Below are 18,074 nucleotides of genomic sequence, written 5' to 3' on the forward strand. Positions count from 1 at the left end.
GACCTCCGCCCACCCCGACCCCACCCCAGGAGGAGATCGTGACCGATCCCGTACGGCGGAGCATCAGCCGGCGTGCCCTGCTGGCCGGCCTCACCGGCCTGGGCGCCTGGGCGGTCCTGCCGGAGAGCGGCTCGGACGCGCAGCCGCGCCGCCCGGCGGCGGTGCTGCCCCGGGCGGTGCCGAACCCGACCGCGAGCGTGCACCTGGCCGCCACCGACGGCTGGGTCTCGATGCCGCAGGGCGCACCGCCGATCAGCCCGTTCTGGCCCGACCCGCTCGCCCCGCCCGGCACCGACCTGTACGTCTTCGGCTTCCGCGACGTCACCGGTCTCACCCCCACCGAGGTCACCGCCCAGCGGGGCAAGGCGCAGGTCAGCGCCCCGCTGCTCGGCTTCGACCAGGAGACCGACATCCGGATCACGCTGACCAACCTCGGGCTGTCGGTCCGTCCCGACCTGGTCGACGGGCACACCGTGCACTGGCACGGCTTCCGCAACGCCATCCCGCTCTTCGACGGGGTGCCGGAGCTGTCCATGTCGGTGCCGATCGGCCGCGACTTCACCTACTTCTTCCGGCCGCACGACGCCGGCACCTACATGTACCACTGCCACTTCGAGGACGTCGAACACGTGCAGATGGGGATGACCGGCATCGTCTACGTCCGGCCCACCCAGAACGCCGGCACCGCCGACGTGCCCCCCGGCCGGTACGCGTACAACGACGGCGACGGCTCCACCCGCTACGACCGCGAGTTCGCCCTCATGCTGACCGAGGTGTGGGCGGAGGCGCACTACCGGGACGCGCACATCCAGACCACCGACTGGACCGACTACCAGCCGTCCTTCTTCGCCTTCAACGGCCGCTGCTACCCGGACACCCTCGCCCCGCCCGGCGACCCGCTCAGCCCCGCCGCCGGACGGCTGCGCTACCAGCCGATCTCCTCCCTGATCACCGCCAACGCGGGCGAGCGGGTGCTGCTGCGACTGGCGAACCTCGGCTACCAGAACCACACCCTCACCGTGGACGGCATCGACCTGCTGGTGGTCGGCAAGGACGCGGCGCTGCTGCGCGGCCGGGACGGCAGCGCCGAGTACCAGGTCACCAGCACCATCCAGATCGGACCGGGGGAGAGCCGGGACGTCATCTTCACCGCGCCGGACGCCGGCACCTACCTGCTCTACGACCGCGACCTGACGTCGCTGGCGAACGCCGGCGCCGGGCGGGGCGGCCAGTTGACCGAGATCCGCGTCTCGCCGCCCGGCACCCTGCCGGCGCAGACCCGGGCCAACAGCTGAGATGGGGGTAACGATGCTTCGTGGAGACCGTGGCCGGTGGCGGCGGCTGAGCGCGGTGCCGCTCGTCGCCGCCATCGTCGCCGTGCTCGTCGTGCCCGACCCGCACGAGGTGGCGGCCAGCCCGCCGGCCGGCCTGGAGTGCCTCAGCTCCGGCGACAACGCGTTCGACCTCACCGCCACCGGCGGCTACGCGGCCATGCCGGACGGGAACACCATCTACATGTGGAGCTACGCCGCCCGCGGCGGCGCGTTCCAGCTGCCCGGCCCCACCCTCTGCGTCGACAGCGGGGTGAAGGTCACCGTCGTGCTGCACAACACCCTGCCGGAGCCCACCTCGATCACCTTCCCCGGCCAGGTGCAGGTGCTCGCCGGCGGGCAGCCCGCCCAGCCGGAGGCGGACGACGCCGGCAACCTCACCTCGCTGACCACCACGGCGGCGGCCGGCACCGGCGCGGTGACGTACACGTTCACCGCCGGGCCGCCCGGCACCTACCTCTACCAGTCCGGCACCGACCCGCAGAAGCAGGTGCAGATGGGGCTGTACGGGGCGCTGGTGGTCCGCCCGGCCGGGCACCCCGACCGGGAGAACGACCGGGCCGACTCCGCGTTCGACCCGGGCCACGAATACCTCTACCTGCTCGGTGAGATCGACCCGGACCTGCACCTGGCCGTCGAACGGAAACGGGCCTACGACTTCACGAGGTACCGGGCCCGGTACTTCACCATCAACGGGCGCAGCATGCCGGACACCATCGCGCCGAACCACGCCGACTGGCTGCCCGCGCAGCCGTACGGGGCGCTGATCCACATCCGCCCGTACGACCCGGTGGGCAACGCGAAACCGGCGCTGATCCGCTATCTCAACGCCGGCTCGGTCGCCTACCCGTTCCACCCGCACGGCAGCGACGAGCAGCTGATCGCCCGCGACGGGCGGCCCGCGCAGGGCCCCGGCGGGCAGGACCTCTCCTTCTCCAACTTCCTCATCGACGTCGCCCCCGGGCAGACCGTGGACACGCTGATGATCTGGAAGGACGCCGAGCACTGGGACGCGGACGCCAACCCGATCCCGGTGCCGCTGCCGTCGTTGCAGGACCAGATCGTCGGGCCGGGCCCGGAGACCTGGTTCGCGGAGAACCCCTACCTCGGCGGCGCCCCCGGTGAGCTGCCGCCGGGCGTGGTGCAGAACAACGAGTGCGGCGAGTACTACCACGTGGCGCACAGCCACGCGCTGGAACAGGCCACCAACTACGGGGCGAGCTTCGGCGGCATGATGACGCTGATCCGCATCGACCCGCCCGCCGGGTGCCCGGCATGACCAGGCAGGGGAGGGCGACGATGACTCTGACCCGTACACCCCGGCTCGTCGCCGGGTTCGCGGCGGCGCTGCTGGCGCTCGGCCCGGCCCCGGCGCGGGCCGCGGCCCCGGTCGCCGCGGCGCCGGCCGGCCCGGCGGCGGCCACCGTCGCCGGCCCGCCGGCCCGCCGCAGGGGCGCTGCCGCAGACCGGCTGCCAGCTCGCCGACGGTACGGCCACCTGCGACCTCTGGGCGAAGCCCGGCTCGGTCGTGCTGCCCGGCGCCGCTGCCCCGGTGCCGATCTGGGGCTTCGCGTCGACCGACGCCGCCCCGGCCACCGTGCCCGGTCCGGTGCTGGTGGTCGACCAGGGCGACCGGGTCACCGTGACCGTGCACAACGGACTCGCCGACGACCTGGCGCTGGCGTTCCCGGCGGTCACCGGGCTGGCCCCGGACCGGGCCGGCGCGGCCCCCGGCGGCACCCGCGCCTACACCTTCACCGCCTCCCGCCCCGGCACCTACCTCTACGAGGCCGGCCACACCGCCCAGGGCGCCCGGCAGGTCGCGATGGGCCTGGTCGGCGGGCTGGTCGTCCGCGCCCCCGCCGTCGGCGGCCGGCCCAGCGGGTACGGCGACGCCGCCTCGGTCTACGACGACGAGGCGCTGCTGGTGCTCACCGAGGTCGACCCGGCGTTCAACGCCGCCCCGCTCACCTTCGACCTGCGCCGGTACGCCCCGAAGTACCGCCTGATCAACGGCAAGGCGTTCCCGGAGACCGACGTGGTCGCCACCGACGTCGGCCGGAAGGTGCTGCTGCGATACGTGGCCGCCGGGCTGCAGCCGCACCCGATGACCCTGCTCGGGCTCGACCAGTCCGTGATCGGCCAGGACGCCCGGCCGGCCGCGTACCCGGAGGCGGCGGTCACCGTGCCGCTGCAACCCGGCCAGGCCGTCGACGCGGTGGTGACCGTGCCGACCGGCCCGGACGGGCGACGGTTCGCGCTGTTCGAGTCCGGCGGGCAGCTCAACAACGCCGGCCAGCGCTACGGCACCACCGTCACCGGGGTCAGCCCGCAGCAGGCGTTCGGCGGCATGCTCACCTTCCTCGACACCAACCCGCCACCGGTCAGCGGCGACCACGTCGGCCCGACCGCGGCCAACGTCCGGGCCGCCCCGAACCCGGCCAGCGTGCGGGACGCGGTGACCGTCACCGCCGACTTCACCGACGCCCGCAACGGCAACGCGGTGGTCGACCGGGCCGAGGCGGTCGTCGACGACCTGCGGGTCGCCGAGGGCACCGGGGTGCCGTTCGGCTCCGCCGCGTTCGGCACCGGGGCGACGGTCACCGCCGCCACCGCCGCCCTCCCCGCCGAGCTGCTCACCACCCTCAGCCAGGGCCGGCACACCATCTACGTCCGGGGCCACGACGTCGCCGGCAACTGGGGCGTCGTCGGCAGCACCACCCTCACCCTCGCCGTCACCGGCGCGGCCACCACCGCGGTGACCCTCACCCCGAACCCGACCGCCGGCACCGGCGACGTCACCCTCTCCGCCTCCGGCGACGACAGCGGCCTCGGCGGCACCGTCACCGGCGCGGAGTACTTCGTGGACAGCGCCGGAACCACCGGCACGGGCACCCCGCTCACCCTGGACAGCCCCGGCGCGGCGGTCACCGCCGAGTCCGGCACCCTGCCCGCCGTGGTGGTCGCCGCACTGGCCGAGGGGCGGCACACCGTCCTCGTGCACACCCGGGACTCGTTCGACCTCTGGGGCCCGTACGCCGCCGCCGACCTGGTGGTCGACCGGACCGTGCCGACCCTGCTCTCCGGCGCGGTGCAGCCCGCCGTCACCAACGGCAGCACCGGCTCCACCTCGGACCCGACGGACCTGCGGATCAACGCCGCGTTCACCGACCCGACGGGCGGCGGCGCGCACTCGGTGATCGCCGGGGCGGAGGGCTTCCTCGACACCGGCGGCGCCGACGGCACCGGGTTCACCTTCGTGGCGCTCGACGGCTCCTTCAACGGCGTCACCGAGAACACCTACGGGCTGCTGCCGCTGAGCGAGCTGACCGGGCGTGCCGACGGCGTCCACCAGGTGCTGGTGCACGCCCGGGACTCCGCCGGCAACTGGGGGCCGCTCGCCGCGGTCACCTTCACCCTGGACCGCACCGGCCCGGTGACCAGCGCCGTCACCGCCACCCCGAACCCGACGGCGCGGGCGGCCTCGCTCACCCTGAGCGCCACCGCCACCGACGCGCTGTCGGCGGTCACCGCCGCCGAGTGGTACGAGGGCACCGACCCGGGCGCCGGCCACGGCCACCCGATGACGGTCAGCGGGACGGCCCTGTCGGCCACCGTCGCCCTCAACGGGTTCAGCCGGGGCAGCCACACCCTGCGGGTACGGGCCCGCGACGCGCTCGGCACCTGGGGCGCCCCCGGCACGGTGACGGTCACCGTGGACCCGCCGAACGCCATCTTCGCCGACGCCTTCACCGCCGGCACCAGCGCCTGGTCACAGGTGGTCGGCACGGTGTCGGCCGGCTCCGGCCAACTGGTCGCCGGCACGGTCGGCTACGTCGTGGACGCCACCCCGGCCGCCGACACCAGTCTCCACGCGAAGTTCGACCTCACCCTCGGCACGATCAACCCGCAGACCGCCACGGTCACCGTCTACCAGCTCCGTAATGCCGCCGGCAGCCCGCTAGCGGTGGTCCAGTACCGGCGGAGCAACGGCGTCAACCAGTTCCGGTTGGGGCTGCTGCGGCCGGCCGGGTGGGCGTACACCGGGTGGGTGGCGGCCGCCGGCGGGACCGTGCGGGTCGACTGGTCCTCGGCCACCGCGGGCGCCGCGACCCTGAAGGTCGGCACGGTCACGGTCGGCACGCTGACCGGCGACACCAGCGGCTACCTGGTCGAGTCGGCGGCGCTGGGCCTGGTGGCCCGGACCGCCACCACCAGCGGCTCGCTGAGCTTCGACACCTACGCCTCCACCCGCTACACCGCACCCTGACGCCGCACGTGGGGCCGGGCGACCGGCCCGGCCCCACCGTCCACGAGGAGTCCAGACGATGGTCGCGATCCCGTCCCGCATCCCGCGCCGCCACCTCGGCCGGGCCGTGCTCCTGCTGCTCGTCCTGGCGCTGGTCGCGGTCTCGATCGTCCGCTTCGGCGGCGACGCCTCGGCGCGGCAGGGCTATGCCGTCCCGCACGACGGCCAACTGGAGGCCACCCTCGGCGTCCGCTTCACCCAGGCCGCCGTGGTCGGCGACGGTGGCCTGGTGGAGCTGCGGTATGTCGTGCTGGACACCCAGAAGGCGTCGGCCTTCCAGAACGACACGAAGCACCCACCCCGGCTGCGCAACGAGCGCTCCGGCAAACTGGCCTGGCGCGCGGCGCTGATGAAGCAGGGGCACGAGCTGCGCCCCGGGCAGAGCTACTACCTGCTCTACCTGAACGCCGACAGCGCCATCAAGCGGGGCGACCAGATCGAGATCACCTCGGGGCCGCGCCGGCTGGCCCACGTACCGGTGCGGTGAACGTGGTGCGCCGGCTGCTCCGCGTCCTCGCCGTCGTCGCCCTCGCCGGGCTGACCGTGCCGGTCGGGTCGACGCCCGCCCAGGCCCACGCCTACCTGGCCGCCAGCGCGCCCGCCGACGGGGCCGTGCTGGACGCCGCACCGGAAACCATCAGTCTCTCCTTCACCGAGCACGTGGAGCTCGCCGCCGCCCGGATCGCCCTGGTCGACGGCGACGGCCGGCACTGGGCGGTCACCGGGCTGGCGCTGCGCGACGCGGACGGTGCACCGGCCGCGCCGGACGCCGACAGCGAGGAGCCGGTGACCCTGGTCGCCGGCCTGCCCGCGCTGCCGCCGAACACCTACCACGTCACCTGGCGGACGCTCTCCACCGACGACCTGCACACCACCAGCGGCACCCTGGTCTTCGGGGTGGGCCGGCAGGTCACCGCCGCCGGCACCAGCGGTCCGGTCGGCCCCGGCCCCCGGGAGACCATCGCCCGGGCGCTCGGCCTGCTCGGCCTCGCCGTCCTCCTCGGCGGTGCCGCCCTCGCCCTGCTGCACACCACCCTGCCCACCCTCGCCACCCGCCGCCGCCCCGCCCCATCTCCGCACCGCGCACAAACCCTCGGCGATCCTGGACAGAGCCCGTTCGGCACCAACGGCAACTCTCCAAGATCCAGCGCGGTCCGTCGACGGTTGCTCGTGGTCGCCGGATACGCGGGGGCGGTGGCGTTGCTGGCCGCGCCGCTGCAACTGGCCATCCAACTCGCCGGGGCGGACGGTGCGCGGTGGCGGCTGCTGGCCGACCAGCTCACCAGCGGGCGCTGGCTGTTGCGCGAGGCCGGGACGGCCACGCTGCTCACCGTGGTGGCCCTCGCCGCCCACCGATCCCGACCGGTGGCGCGCCCGACCGCTCCGCCCACCGACAGCGCGACGGGCCCGGCCGGTCCTGCCGCCGACAGCCCGCAGGCGCTGCCGGGCCGGACCGGGTCGGCCCGGCCCGGAGCGGGTCCGCGACCGTCGTCGTCGGCGTGCTCGGCGCGGTGGCCGCCGCCGTGGGGACCGCTGCTCGGCCATCCGATGGGCGGCGCGTCGCGGACCGCCCTGGTCGGCGGGATCCACGTGCTGGCGGCCGGAGCCTGGGCCGGCGCGGTCCTCGCCGCCGCGCTCGCCCTGCTGCCGCTGATCCGCCGCACCCCCGACCGGTCCGACCAGGTACGCGCCCTGCTGCGCGCCTTCGCCGTCCTCGCCGCCGGCTGCCTCACCCTGCTCGTGCTCACCGGACTGCTGCTCACCGGCCCCCAGGTGGCCACCGTGGACGCGCTGCTCGGCTCGCCGTACGGGCTGCTGCTGCTGGGGAAGGTGGCGGTGGCCGGGGCGGCCGGGCTGCTCGGCCTGCGGACCGCCCGCCGGCTGCGCCGCGCCGACCTGCCCCGCCGGGGGCTGCTCGTCGAGGCCGGCCTGCTGGCCGTGGCGCTGGGCCTGGCCGGGGCGCTCGCCGCCGCCGGCCCCGGTCGCGGTCCCGCCTTCCCGACGGCCGCCGCCGCCCGGGCCGAGCCGCAGGTCAGCGGTCAGGTCGCCGACCTCGTCGACACCGTCGCCGTACGCCCCAACCGGCCGGGCCGCAACATCGTCAGCATCTCGGTCGGCGACACCCGCCGGCCGGCACCCGGCCCGGTGACCGGGGTGTCGCTGCTGCTCACCGGCCCGAACGGGGCGCGCGCCGTGCACCCGGTGACCCGTACCGCCGACGGCTGGGTGGCCACGGTCGACGACATCCGTACCCCGGGCGACTGGCGGGTCGGGGTGACCGTGCTGCGCGACGGGCTGCCCCCGGTCACCGACACCCACCCGTGGCTGGTGCCCGCCGCCGACCCCACCGGTCCCGCCGTCCGCGTCTCGGCCGCGCCGCTGCGACCAGTGCTCGACCGGGCGGCCCTGCTGCTGACCCTGGTCGGGGTGGCCGTGGTGGCCGTGGTGGGCCGGCGGTGGCGCCACCGAATCGCCGATGCCGCGCCGACCCCGGAGCGGCCGGTCGGTGGCGTCCCGGACGACGACCCCGACCAGCCGGTCGACGGGCTGGCCGTCACCGGAGGCATCCGGGCTGGGCCCTGACCCCGGCCGTGGGCAGCCGTCGCCGAACGGCTCAGGTCAAGGGCTGCCGGTAGTGGCGGGACAGGGGGAGAAGGTCCGGCTCCCCGAACCTCTCCACCAGCGCCGCGAACCGGGCCACCTTGTCCGCGCCGAAGCGCCGCACGCCCGCGGCATAGGACGCCGTGGTGAGGAACGTGGGCGGGGTGGTCTTGCTGTGGAACTTGTCCGCGTACAGCACCAACTGCTCTTCGGGGGTGTCGGCCGTGTAGTCGTCCACCGGGAGCGGCAGGCACTGCCGCAGCACGTCCTCGCGGGTGAGCCCGACCCCGGTGTGGTGGGAACAGAATCTGCCCACCCGCTCGGGGAGGCCGAGGTCACGCAGTAACGCATGCCCGAGCACCCCGTGCCGGATGTAGTTCTTCTGGTCGAGCTTCCCCGCCGCCCCGTACAGGCGGTAGACACCGATGTCGTGCAGGAGACTGCCCGCCCGCACCAGATCGACGTCCAGGGTCGGTGGGTGCCGGTCGAGCAACTGCTCCGCCACGGCGCAGACGATCAGGCAGTGGGTGTAGACGAGCGTGAAGGCTTCCTCGGTGGGCGCGAACCGTTCGTGCAGCGCCCGGATCTGCTCGTCGGTCGGGATCACCAGCGCGCTATCGACCGTCACGACGCTGCCCTGCTCCGCTGCGCCACGACACCAACCCATCCGTCGACGACGTGTCTTCCGGAGAAGGAACACCCCGGGTATCCGAGGATCATCTCATCCGTGGCGAACCGGCCGGACAATCTACCGGCCCGGCCGGTCCGCCGGACGCGAATGGCGGAGCAGGCGACCCGATCGTGGCGGCGTGGCTACCGTCCGGGGGCATGAGAGTCCTGCCCGCCGCGCTGGCCACCGCCCTGCTCGTACCCGCGCTGAACCTGCCCACGGCGGCCGTCGCGGTCGGTCGGACGGCGGTGCGCGGCGGCCGGGCCGGTCTGCCGGCCGGTGCGCCGCCCTGCCCGAACGTGCCCGCGCCGGCGACCCGCCCGCCGCAGCCCCCACCGCCGGCCGACCCGGCCGCGCGGGCCGTCGGCGGGGCCGCCCTGGCCACCGCAGGCCTGGTGGTGCCGCCCGCGGTCGCCGCGCCGCCGGCCGTCACCGCCACCTCGTGGGTGGTCGCCGACCTGGACAGCGGCGCGGTGCTGGGCGGCTGCGGCCTGCACGAGTACGGTGTGCCGGCCAGCGTGCAGAAGCTGCTCCTGGCGGCCACCATGCTGCCCCGGCTGGACCCGCAGCGGGAGGTCACCATGACGGCGGAGGACCTGGCCATCGAGCCGGGCAGCTCCGCCGTGGGGCTCGCCGAGGGCGGCCGGTACCGGATCGAGACGATCTGGCTGGGCCTGCTGCTCAAGTCCGGCAACGAGGCGGCCAACGCGCTGGCCCGGCTGGGCGGCGGCCCGGACGGCCAGGCCGGTGGGATCCGGGCGATGAACGAGGAGGCCCGCCAGCTCGGCGCCCTCCAGACCCACGCGGTGACCCCGTCCGGGCTGGACGGGCCCGGCCAGTTCACCAGCGCGTACGACCTGGCGCTGATCGCCCGGGCCTGCTTCGCCGAGCCGGCGTTCCGCCGGTACACCGCGACCCGGACCGCCGAGATCCCCGGGCAGCCGGCGCTGCGCGAGAAGCCCTTCCAGATCCAGAACGACAACCAGCTCCTCGACCACTACCCGGGTGCGCTGGGCGGCAAGACCGGCTTCACCGACCTGGCCCGGCACACCTACGTGGGCGCGGCGCAGCGCAACGGCCGGCGGCTGCTGGTGACCCTGCTCGGCGCGGAGATCCCCACCCAGCGCGGCTGGCAGCAGGGCGCGGCCCTGCTCGACTGGGGATTCTCGCTGCCCGGCGACGCCGCCGTCGGCCGGCTGGTCCGCCCCGGCGAGCTGACCGGCGCCAGCCCGTCGCCGTCCGTGCCGGCGTCGGCCCTCGCCGGTGGGGAGCGGCTGCGCGGTGCGCCGACCGCCGACCCGTCACCGTGGTCCGGGCCCGCGCCGGCGCTCGGGGTGGGTGCGCTGCTGGTGGCCGGGGGAGCGGTGCTGGTGGCCCGCCGACGGCGGCACGCCGTCCGGGCCCGCACCGGCGGCACCGGTCGAGGCTGGTAGCCGCCGGGCCGGTGTGCGCGAAGGCCTGCCCTCGCCCGGCTCCGTCCGGTAGACAAGCAGCGTGAGCAGCCGGAGCAGGCCGTCGGATGCCGCCCGACGTGCCGTCGGCCGGAGCCTGGGGGCGCTGGTCGTGGTGGCCGTCGCGGTCGCCGGCTGCCAGCGGCCTCCGCCGCGCCCGCCGACGCCGACCGCCACCGGGCCGCGCGCCCCGGCGGACTTCGTCGTGCTCACCGACGTCGATCCGCGCATCCGCGCCGACATCCGGTACGCCACCGCGCACAACTTCGTCGGTCGGCCCGTCGCCGGCTACACCGAACCGCTCTGCCTGCTCACCCGGGCGGCGGCCGAGGCGCTGCGCCGGGTCCAGTCCGCCGCGCTCGCCGAGGGCCGCGGCCTGAAGGTGTACGACTGCTACCGCCCGCAGCGGGCCGTCGACGACTTCGTCGCCTGGGGCAGGCAACCGGACCAGCAGCAGATGAAGGCCGAGTTCTATCCCGACGTGGCCAAGTCGCGCCTCTTCGCCGACGGCTACCTGGGTGCGCCGACCGCGCACAGCCGGGGCAGCACCGTCGACCTGACCCTGGTGCCCGCCGCGCCGCCCGACCAGGCCACGTACGTGCCGGGGCAGCCGCTGGTCGCCTGCACCGCGCCGGCCGGTCGGCGCTTCGGCGACAACTCGGTCGACATGGGCACCGGCTTCGACTGCTTCGACCCACGCGCCCACACCGTCGACCCCCGGATCACCGGGACCCCCCGGGAGAACCGGGCGCTGCTGAAGCGGCTGATGACGGTGCAGGGGTTCGAGAACTATCCCCGGGAGTGGTGGCACTACCGCTTCACCGCCGAGCCGTACCCGGCGACGTGGTTCGACTTCCCGGTGGCCCGGTCGTCGCTGCGGTGAGCGCCGCCCCACCGGGAGGCGGCGCCCACCGGCGGCGTCAGAGGATGCCGCGGGCGGCGAACGCGGCGCGCGTCGCGGTGGCGGCCTGAGTGCCGTAGAGCCGCTGCGCGGCGGCGACCGTGGCCAGCGCCGCGTCCCGGAACGAGGTGTCCGGGGCGAAGTCGAACTGCGCCTCCACGATCAGCGTGCTGGCCCTGCGGTCGCCGAGGCTGGTCCGGATGTCCCACAGGGCGCGGGACCAGATCTCGCCGTCGGCGTGCACCTCACCCACCACGTCGGCCGGGTAGACCTTGGTGCCGTCGAGCCGGCGCAGGCAGTGCGGGACGGTACGCGTGTAGGCGACCGAGTCCCAGTCGGCCACGCAGGCCTCCGGGGTCTTCGTCGGCGTGCCGGTGGCCCAGCTGGTCACCGCGACCGCCAGGTAGTCGCCGAACGCCTCGCCGATGGCGCCGGACTCGGCGTTGGTGCCGAAGCCGGGCACCTGACCGTCCTGCACCGAGTGGCCGTACTCGTGGACGATCACCTCGGCGTCCTCGGCGTCGTCCACCCCGCCCTTGCCCAGGGTGATGTTGGCCTTGTCGTCGCGGAAGAACGAGTTGTCGCCGCCGTACTGGTCGATGCGCAGCTCGATCTGCCGCTGGTTGACCGGACGCAGGGTGCTGCCGAAGCCCAGCGACTGGAGGTAGCCCTGGGCGGTGGTCACCCAGTGGTAGCCCATCACCTGCTCAAACTGGTCGGCGTCCCGGTGCCAGGCGGGGAAGTTGCCGTTGACCGCCCGGGCCGGCGTGCCGGTCTTGCTCTTGACCGCCACGTACCGGCCGGTGAGGGTGCCGGAGCCGTCCAGGTCGGTCAGCAGCACCGACCGGTACGCCCCGGCCAGCGCCGGGTAGTCGGCGTCCTTCTGGTCGGTCAGGCTCTGGTCGCCGAGCTGCTGCACCGGGTTGGGGGCGAAGACCGTGGCGGCGGCGGTGCGGCCGTACGGGTCGCCGGCCGCCTGGACGGTCGTGCCGCCGGCGACCAGCGCCGCGGTGACCGCCGAGGCGACCAGCGCGGAACGTCGGAGATGGAGGTGCATTCATGATCCCTTCGAGGGTGGATCGGTGCGCCGAGACTAGGCTCCTGCTCGATCCCTGCCAACCTTCGACGGGCCGGTCGGCCGCCGACCCGTCGGACCCGGAAGGACGCATCGTGGAGACCGAACGGATCGGCCCGCCCCTGCGGGCGGGGGAGCGGGAGACGCTGCGCGCCTTCCTCGACTTCCACCGCGCCACCCTGGCCGGGAAGTGCGCGGGCCTCACCGACGAGGAGCTGCGCCGACGGTCGTCGCCACCGTCGACGCTGTCGCTGCTCGGCCTGGTGCGGCACATGGCCGAGGTGGAGCGCGCGTGGTTCCGCCGGGTCATCGCCGGCGAGGACGTCCCGCTGGTCTGGTCGGCGACCGGCGACTACCAGGAGGCGTACGACGCCGCCGGCGCGAGCCGCGCCGAGGCGTTCGAGGCATGGCAGCGGGAGGTGGCGCACGCCCGCCGCATCGAGCGGGAGGCCGAGTCGCTGGACGTCACCGGCCACCAGGTCCGCTGGGGCGAGGACGTCTCGCTGCGCCTGGTGATGCTGCACATGATGCACGAGTACGCCCGGCACAACGGCCACGCCGACTTCCTCCGCGAGGCGATCGACGGCAGCGTCGGCGTCTGACCGGCGGGTGTCGGAAGGACGACGCCGCTGCGCCGCCCGGCGGCTTGACCGGTCCGGTGGCCCGGTCGATCCTCGGGGGATGGCGCAGCCGACCACCGCACACCCCGGGCTGCTCGACCGCGCGGAGCGCCGCCGGACCCCGCTGACCGAGCTGTACCGGCGACTGCACCGGCATCCCGAGCTGGGGCTGCGGCTGCCGCGCACCCAGCAGGTCGTGCTCGACGCCCTGCGCCCGCTCGGCCTGGAGCTGCGCACCGGCACCACCTCCACCGCCGTGGTCGCCCGGCTGCCCGGACGCGGGGAGGCGCCGCCGGTGCTGCTCCGCGCCGACATGGACGCGTTGCCGCTGACCGAGCGCACCGGCCTGCCGTACGCCTCGCAGGTCGACGGCGTGATGCACGCCTGCGGTCACGACGCGCACACCGCCATGCTGGTGGAGGCCGCCCTCCTGATCGCCGATACTCGGCCGGGTCCACCCGGCGACGTGATCCTCATGTTCCAGCCCGGCGAGGAGGGGCACGACGGCTGTCGTACCGTGCTGGCCGACGGCCTGCTCGACGGTGCGTTCGCCGCGTCCCGCGCGTACGCGCTGCACCAGCTGCCGGCGCTGCCGTCCGGGACGGTCGCCACCCGGCCCGGCTCCCTGCTGGCCGGCGCCGACCGGCTGACCGTGACCATCCGCGGCAGCGGCGGCCACGTGGCCCTACCCCACCTGGGCGCCGACCCGGTGCCGGTGCTCTGCGCCGTGGTGCTGGCCGTGCAGCAGATGGTGACCCGCCAGTTCGACGTCTTCGACCCGGTCGTGGTGACCGTCAACCGGCTCGACGCGGGAACCTCCGGCGCCGGCATCATCCCGGACACGGCGACCGCGGAGGGCACCATCCGCACCTTCAGCGACCCGGTCCGCAGCCGGGTCGCGGAGGCGCTCACGACGGTCGCCACCGGGGTCGCCACGGCCCACGGATGCACCGCCGAGGTGCGGATCGACCCGGGTTATCCGCCGACCGTCAACGACCCGGCCGAGGCCCGTTGGGCGCGGGACGCGATCGCCGGGGTGCTCGGCGCCGACCGGGTGCACGAGCTGCCCACCCCGGTGCCGGCCAGCGAGGACTTCGCCTACCTGCTGCACCGGATGCCCGGCGCGATGCTGCTGCTGGGCACCCGGCCGGCGGCCGGTCCCGTCGCGCCGGTGCACTCGGCCGGGATGCGACTCGACGAGGCCGCGCTGACCGCCGGGGTCGCCGCCCTGGCCGCGCTGGCGCTCACCCCACGCGGCGCAGCTGCGGGACCCAGGTCCCGGGGGACGGGCCCTCCGGCCCTGACCGCCGCCCCTCCCACCGAGCAACGTGGGGTGGGAGAACGGCGTGAGGAGGAGCCATGAAGGCACTCGTGTACGGCGGGCCCGGCGAGAAGACCTGGACCGAGGTCCCCGATCCGACGATCAGCCACCCCCGGGACGCGGTGATCCGGGTCGACGCGGTGACCATCTGCGGCACCGACCTGCACATCCTCGGCGGTGACGTGCCCGAGGTCCAGCCCGGTCGGGTGCTGGGCCACGAGGCGGTCGGCACGGTGACCGCGATCGGTGACGGGGTGGCCAACCTGAAGATCGGCGACCGGGTGCTCGCCTCCTGCATCTCCGCGTGCGGGGTCTGCCGCTTCTGCCGCGAGGGCGTCTACGGTCAGTGCCTCGGCGGTGGTGGCTGGATCCTCGGTCACACCGTCGACGGCGTCCAGGCCGAGTACGCCCGCATCCCGTTCGCCGACCTGTCGACGTACCAGCTGCCGGCGTCGGTCACCGACGAGGCGGCCGTGCTGCTCGCCGACATCCTGCCCACCTCGTACGAGGTCGGCGTGCTCAACGGTCAGGTCCGCCCCGGTGACACCGTGGTGGTCGTCGGGGCCGGCCCGATCGGGCTCGCCGCGATCCTCACCGCGAAGCTCTACTCGCCGACCCACATCGTGGTCGTCGACAAGGCGCAGAGCCGGCTCGACGCGGCGAAGCAGTTCGGTGCGGACGTCACCGTGCTCGCCGACGGCGACCCACTGGCGGCGGTCCACCGGCTCACCGACGGGCTCGGCGCGGACGTGGTGATCGAGGCGGTCGGCACGCCGGCCACCTTCGAACTCTGCACCACGCTGGTCCGCCCCGGCGGCCGGGTGGCCAACATCGGCGTGCACGGCAAGCCGGCCACCCTGCACCTGGAGCAGCTGTGGATCCGCGACGTCACCGTCACCACCGGCCTGGTCGACACCCGGACCACGCCGAAGCTGCTGGACCTGCTGGTCGCCGGCCAGCTGGACACGGCGCAGATGGTGACCCACCGGTTCACCCTCGACCAGATCCTCGAGGCGTACGACGTCTTCGCCCGCCCGGCGCAGACGGGTGCCCTCAAGGTCGTGTTGACCCGCGGCTGACCGGGCCGAGCGTCGGGGCGGCGGTCAGCCCGCGTCGCCCCGGCGCAGCGGCAACCAGGCCAGCACGTCCCGGATCTTCGCGTCCCAGTACGCCCAGTCGTGGTCGCCGGGGGAGAAGTCCACGGTCAGCGGCACGCCCCGCTCCCGGGCGGTCGCCACGAAACGGGTGTTGTCCTCGTAGAGGTGGTCCTCGGTGCCGCAGGCGACGTAAAGGGCCGGCAGGTCGTCGCCGGCGCGTTCCAGCAGCGCGATCGTGTCGTCGTCGGTGCCCGACACCGCCCGGTCGCCCCACACGGTGTGCATGACGTCCGGGTTCGTCGGGCGGGTCGGGTGCTCCCGCCGCCGGGCCATGTCCAGCGCGCCGGAGAGGCTGGCCGCCGCCGCGAACCGGCCCGGGTCGCGCAGCGCCCACTTCATCGCCCCGTAGCCACCCATGGAGAGGCCGGCCACGAAGGTGTCCTCGCGCCGCTGGGAGAGCCGGAAGAAGGTCCGGCACACCTCGGGCAGCTCCTCGCTGAGGAAGGTCCAGTAGCGGTTGCCGTGCGCCTCGTCGCTGTAGAAGCTCCGGCCGCCCTGCGGCATCACCACGGCCAGCCCGAGCGGCGCGACGTACCGCTCGATCGCGGTGCGCCGGGTCCAGGCGGTGTCGTCGTCGGTGAGGCCGTGCAGCAGGTAGAGCACCGGCGGGTCGCCGTCGGCGGCGGCGCCGGCCACGCCGATCCCGGCCGGCGTCCGGTCCGGCAGCAGCACCGTCATCGACGTGCCCATGCCCAGCGCCTCGGAGAAGAAGTCACAGCGGATCCGCGCCACGGTCGTGGATGCTACCCGCCCGGAGCGGCCGTCCAGGGCGTCCCCCGGACGGGCGAGCGGCAGAGCAGGATCGACGGTTCCTATTGCCTCCGGCGTCCAGGAGGGACAGGATGGCCAGGCGCGTCCCGGTTACGTCCCCGTAACCTGCGCGTTGCTGGTTCTGTCACGAAGAAGTGGGAGTCAGTCATGAGCGACGTGTCCGCGGCGCTGGGTGTACGCCTCTACCCGGACCTGGTGGAACGGGGTGGGCTCGCGTCTGCGCTCGCCGAGACCGCCGCCCGGCACGGGCTCGACGTCGGCCGGGTGTCCGCTCCCGAGCAGGGGCGCAGCCGCTTCACCTGCGCCGAGCTGATCTCGGAGCGGGGGACGGTCTGCGTCGGGCTGGGTGCCCAGGCCCGCTACTTCATGCTCGACCTGCGGGTCGACGGCGAGGTCCAGGCGCGCGGCGACGCCACCGACCTGCTCCAGGTCGCGCAGGTGGCCGACGCGTGGCGCGGCGGCGCGACGCTCGACGAGATCACCACGTTGTTCTGCTTCATGGAGCAGATGCGGGTCGTCCAGGCGCGCTAGGTCGGCGCTGCTGCCAGGTGACCGCCGCGACCCCGCACGGCGGCGTGCTCGGCGTCCTGGAGCCACTCGAGCCGCCCTGATCCGCCGTCACCCGTCGGGTCGGTCACCCGCGGCGCGGCGGGAGCAACGTGTCGTCGACGATGCCGGGCAGCCGCCGGGCCACCCCGGCGAGCAGGTCCGCGACCTGGACGCGCGGATCGTCGCGGGAGTCGACCACCACCAACCCGGCCAGCGGTGACACGCCGGCCGGCAGGCCGCCGGTCCGGTCGGCGTCGTCGGCCAGCGCCCGCTGCAGGCGGGTCAGCCGGTCGGCCGTGAGGGCGCTCTGCTCGTCGTGCGTCACCAGCACCTGCCGCCGGCCGCCGCTCCACGACAGCACCGTCTCCGCCAGCGCCGGCAGCAGCGGTTCCAGCGGTGGCGGGATCGACCGGTCCTCGTTGTCGAGCCGGGTGACCACGGCCCGTACGCGGGCCGGGTCGAGCCCGTCGAGGAGGGCGACGGCCGGCGCGGCGAGTGCGTGTCGCAGCAGGGCGTCCCGCGCCTGGAAGAACCGCTGCACGTTCTGGCGGCCGGGCTGCCGGCGTTTCGTCCGGACCAGGTCGACGAAGGCGGCCAGGAAGTCGTCCCAGTCGCTGCCGACGGCCCGTCCGGCCCGGTGCAGGGCGAGCGCGGCCGGCCGGTGCCGGTGCGCCAGCCGGGTGCCGGCCGCGTACGACGGCTCGGTCAGGAACAGGTCGACGATCCGGGTGACGAGGAAGAACTCCTTGTCGACCAGGTGGACGTGGGCGCGACCGGTCAGCGCCGTGCGGAACCACTGCACCGCCGCGGCCGCGTCGGGGCGACGCAGGAACTGCCCGGACTTCAACTCGTCCGGGGCGAACCGGAACGTGGCGCGCAGGGCGGTGATCAGCGCGGCGGCCTCGTCCCGGTCCAGGTCGACGCTCGCGTGGGTGATCACCGGGGCGGTCGAGTGCAGCAGGTTGGTGCCCGAGAAGCCGGACTCGTCGCAGGCGATCTCCACCACCGCGCCGACCGGCGCCTCCGTCGGCGGCAGCCCACCCTGCAGCGGCGATCTCACGCCCGCTCCTGCGCCATGCCGACCATGATCCGCCCGCGTACCCTGGTCGGACAACCGGATTGCCGCCGCGGCCGGTCCGGCCGGGCGGCCGAATATCCATTGCGGTGGTTGCGCGGTCGACCTACCTTCATGGGGCACCGCAGACCGGATCAACCCAGGGGAGTACGTCGTGCCGCAGCACCTCCGCACCGAAGCCGAGCGGCCCGTGCCGCGCGGTGGTGCCGTGCTGCCCACCGGCGAGCGAAACCCGGCCCGCTA

Annotated in this window: 15 protein-coding genes; 11 read left to right on the forward strand and 4 right to left on the reverse strand. The window is 74.8% G+C overall.

The window, feature by feature from the left end; genetic code table 11:
• Nucleotides 1-38 precede the first annotated feature (38 nt).
• From MRQ36_RS26580 to MRQ36_RS26600, 5 genes are all read left to right on the forward strand, one after another.
• Complete coding sequence (locus MRQ36_RS26580; RefSeq protein ID WP_242799458.1) at nt 39-1,295, forward strand: multicopper oxidase domain-containing protein; 1,257 nt, start codon at nt 39-41, stop codon at nt 1,293-1,295.
• Between the two features lie 13 nt (nt 1,296-1,308).
• Nucleotides 1,309-2,610 (forward strand): multicopper oxidase domain-containing protein, encoded by a 1,302-nt coding sequence (locus MRQ36_RS26585; RefSeq protein WP_242799459.1) that lies wholly within the window; start codon nt 1,309-1,311, stop codon nt 2,608-2,610.
• Between the two features lie 273 nt (nt 2,611-2,883).
• Entirely contained in the window at nt 2,884-5,601 is a 2,718-nt protein-coding gene (locus MRQ36_RS26590; protein WP_242799460.1) for a multicopper oxidase domain-containing protein, read from the forward strand.
• 58 nt (nt 5,602-5,659) lie between these two features.
• Complete coding sequence (locus tag MRQ36_RS26595) at nt 5,660-6,127, forward strand: hypothetical protein (RefSeq protein ID WP_242799461.1); 468 nt, start codon at nt 5,660-5,662, stop codon at nt 6,125-6,127.
• A 5-nt stretch (nt 6,128-6,132) separates the two neighbouring features.
• Entirely contained in the window at nt 6,133-8,223 is a 2,091-nt protein-coding gene (locus tag MRQ36_RS26600; protein WP_242799462.1) for a copper resistance protein CopC, read from the forward strand.
• 31 nt (nt 8,224-8,254) lie between these two features.
• Here MRQ36_RS26600 and MRQ36_RS26605 read toward each other — a convergent pair whose 3' ends face one another.
• Nucleotides 8,255-8,869, reverse strand: a complete 615-nt coding sequence (locus tag MRQ36_RS26605; protein ID WP_242799463.1) for an HDIG domain-containing metalloprotein — start codon at nt 8,867-8,869, stop codon at nt 8,255-8,257.
• A gap of 200 nt (nt 8,870-9,069) precedes the next feature.
• Between MRQ36_RS26605 and MRQ36_RS26610 the strand changes: the two genes are divergently transcribed.
• Together MRQ36_RS26610 and MRQ36_RS26615 are read left to right on the forward strand one after the other, a co-directional pair.
• A complete protein-coding gene (locus MRQ36_RS26610; RefSeq protein ID WP_242799465.1) occupies nt 9,070-10,344 on the forward strand; it encodes a D-alanyl-D-alanine carboxypeptidase family protein in 1,275 nt (424 codons plus the stop codon).
• 115 nt (nt 10,345-10,459) lie between these two features.
• On the forward strand, nt 10,460-11,245 hold the full coding sequence (locus MRQ36_RS26615) for a M15 family metallopeptidase (protein WP_242801405.1): 786 nt from the start codon (nt 10,460-10,462) through the stop codon (nt 11,243-11,245).
• A 37-nt stretch (nt 11,246-11,282) separates the two neighbouring features.
• Here the strand turns inward: MRQ36_RS26615 and MRQ36_RS26620 are convergent, their stop codons facing one another.
• Nucleotides 11,283-12,320, reverse strand: a complete 1,038-nt coding sequence (locus tag MRQ36_RS26620) for a M4 family metallopeptidase (RefSeq protein WP_242799466.1) — start codon at nt 12,318-12,320, stop codon at nt 11,283-11,285.
• 113 nt (nt 12,321-12,433) lie between these two features.
• Here MRQ36_RS26620 and MRQ36_RS26625 point away from each other — a divergent pair, with 113 nt between their 5' ends.
• From MRQ36_RS26625 to MRQ36_RS26635, 3 genes are all read left to right on the forward strand, one after another.
• Nucleotides 12,434-12,940 (forward strand): DinB family protein, encoded by a 507-nt coding sequence (locus tag MRQ36_RS26625; protein WP_242799467.1) that lies wholly within the window; start codon nt 12,434-12,436, stop codon nt 12,938-12,940.
• A gap of 79 nt (nt 12,941-13,019) precedes the next feature.
• On the forward strand, nt 13,020-14,321 hold the full coding sequence (locus MRQ36_RS26630) for a M20 family metallopeptidase (protein WP_242799468.1): 1,302 nt from the start codon (nt 13,020-13,022) through the stop codon (nt 14,319-14,321).
• Nucleotides 14,318-15,358 carry a zinc-dependent alcohol dehydrogenase family protein gene (locus MRQ36_RS26635; protein ID WP_242799469.1) on the forward strand — a complete coding sequence of 347 codons (1,041 nt, stop codon included), beginning with the start codon at nt 14,318-14,320 and terminating at the stop codon, nt 15,356-15,358. The genes MRQ36_RS26630 and MRQ36_RS26635 overlap by 4 nt, the downstream gene beginning before the upstream one ends.
• Before the next feature lie 24 nt (nt 15,359-15,382).
• Here MRQ36_RS26635 and MRQ36_RS26640 read toward each other — a convergent pair whose 3' ends face one another.
• Nucleotides 15,383-16,168: an alpha/beta hydrolase gene (locus MRQ36_RS26640; protein ID WP_374250779.1), complete on the reverse strand. Its 786-nt coding sequence runs from the start codon at nt 16,166-16,168 to the stop codon at nt 15,383-15,385.
• Between the two features lie 186 nt (nt 16,169-16,354).
• Between MRQ36_RS26640 and MRQ36_RS26645 the strand changes: the two genes are divergently transcribed.
• Nucleotides 16,355-16,738, forward strand: a complete 384-nt coding sequence (locus tag MRQ36_RS26645) for a hypothetical protein (protein WP_242799470.1) — start codon at nt 16,355-16,357, stop codon at nt 16,736-16,738.
• Nucleotides 16,739-16,841: 103 nt separating this feature from the next.
• On the opposite strand, the gene MRQ36_RS26650 is transcribed toward MRQ36_RS26645, so the two are convergent.
• Complete coding sequence (locus MRQ36_RS26650) at nt 16,842-17,816, reverse strand: hypothetical protein (RefSeq protein ID WP_242799471.1); 975 nt, start codon at nt 17,814-17,816, stop codon at nt 16,842-16,844.
• Nucleotides 17,817-18,074: the final 258 nt, after the last annotated feature.

The sequence above is a fragment of the Micromonospora sp. R77 genome (genome assembly GCF_022747945.1).
Lineage (GTDB): Bacteria > Actinomycetota > Actinomycetes > Mycobacteriales > Micromonosporaceae > Micromonospora.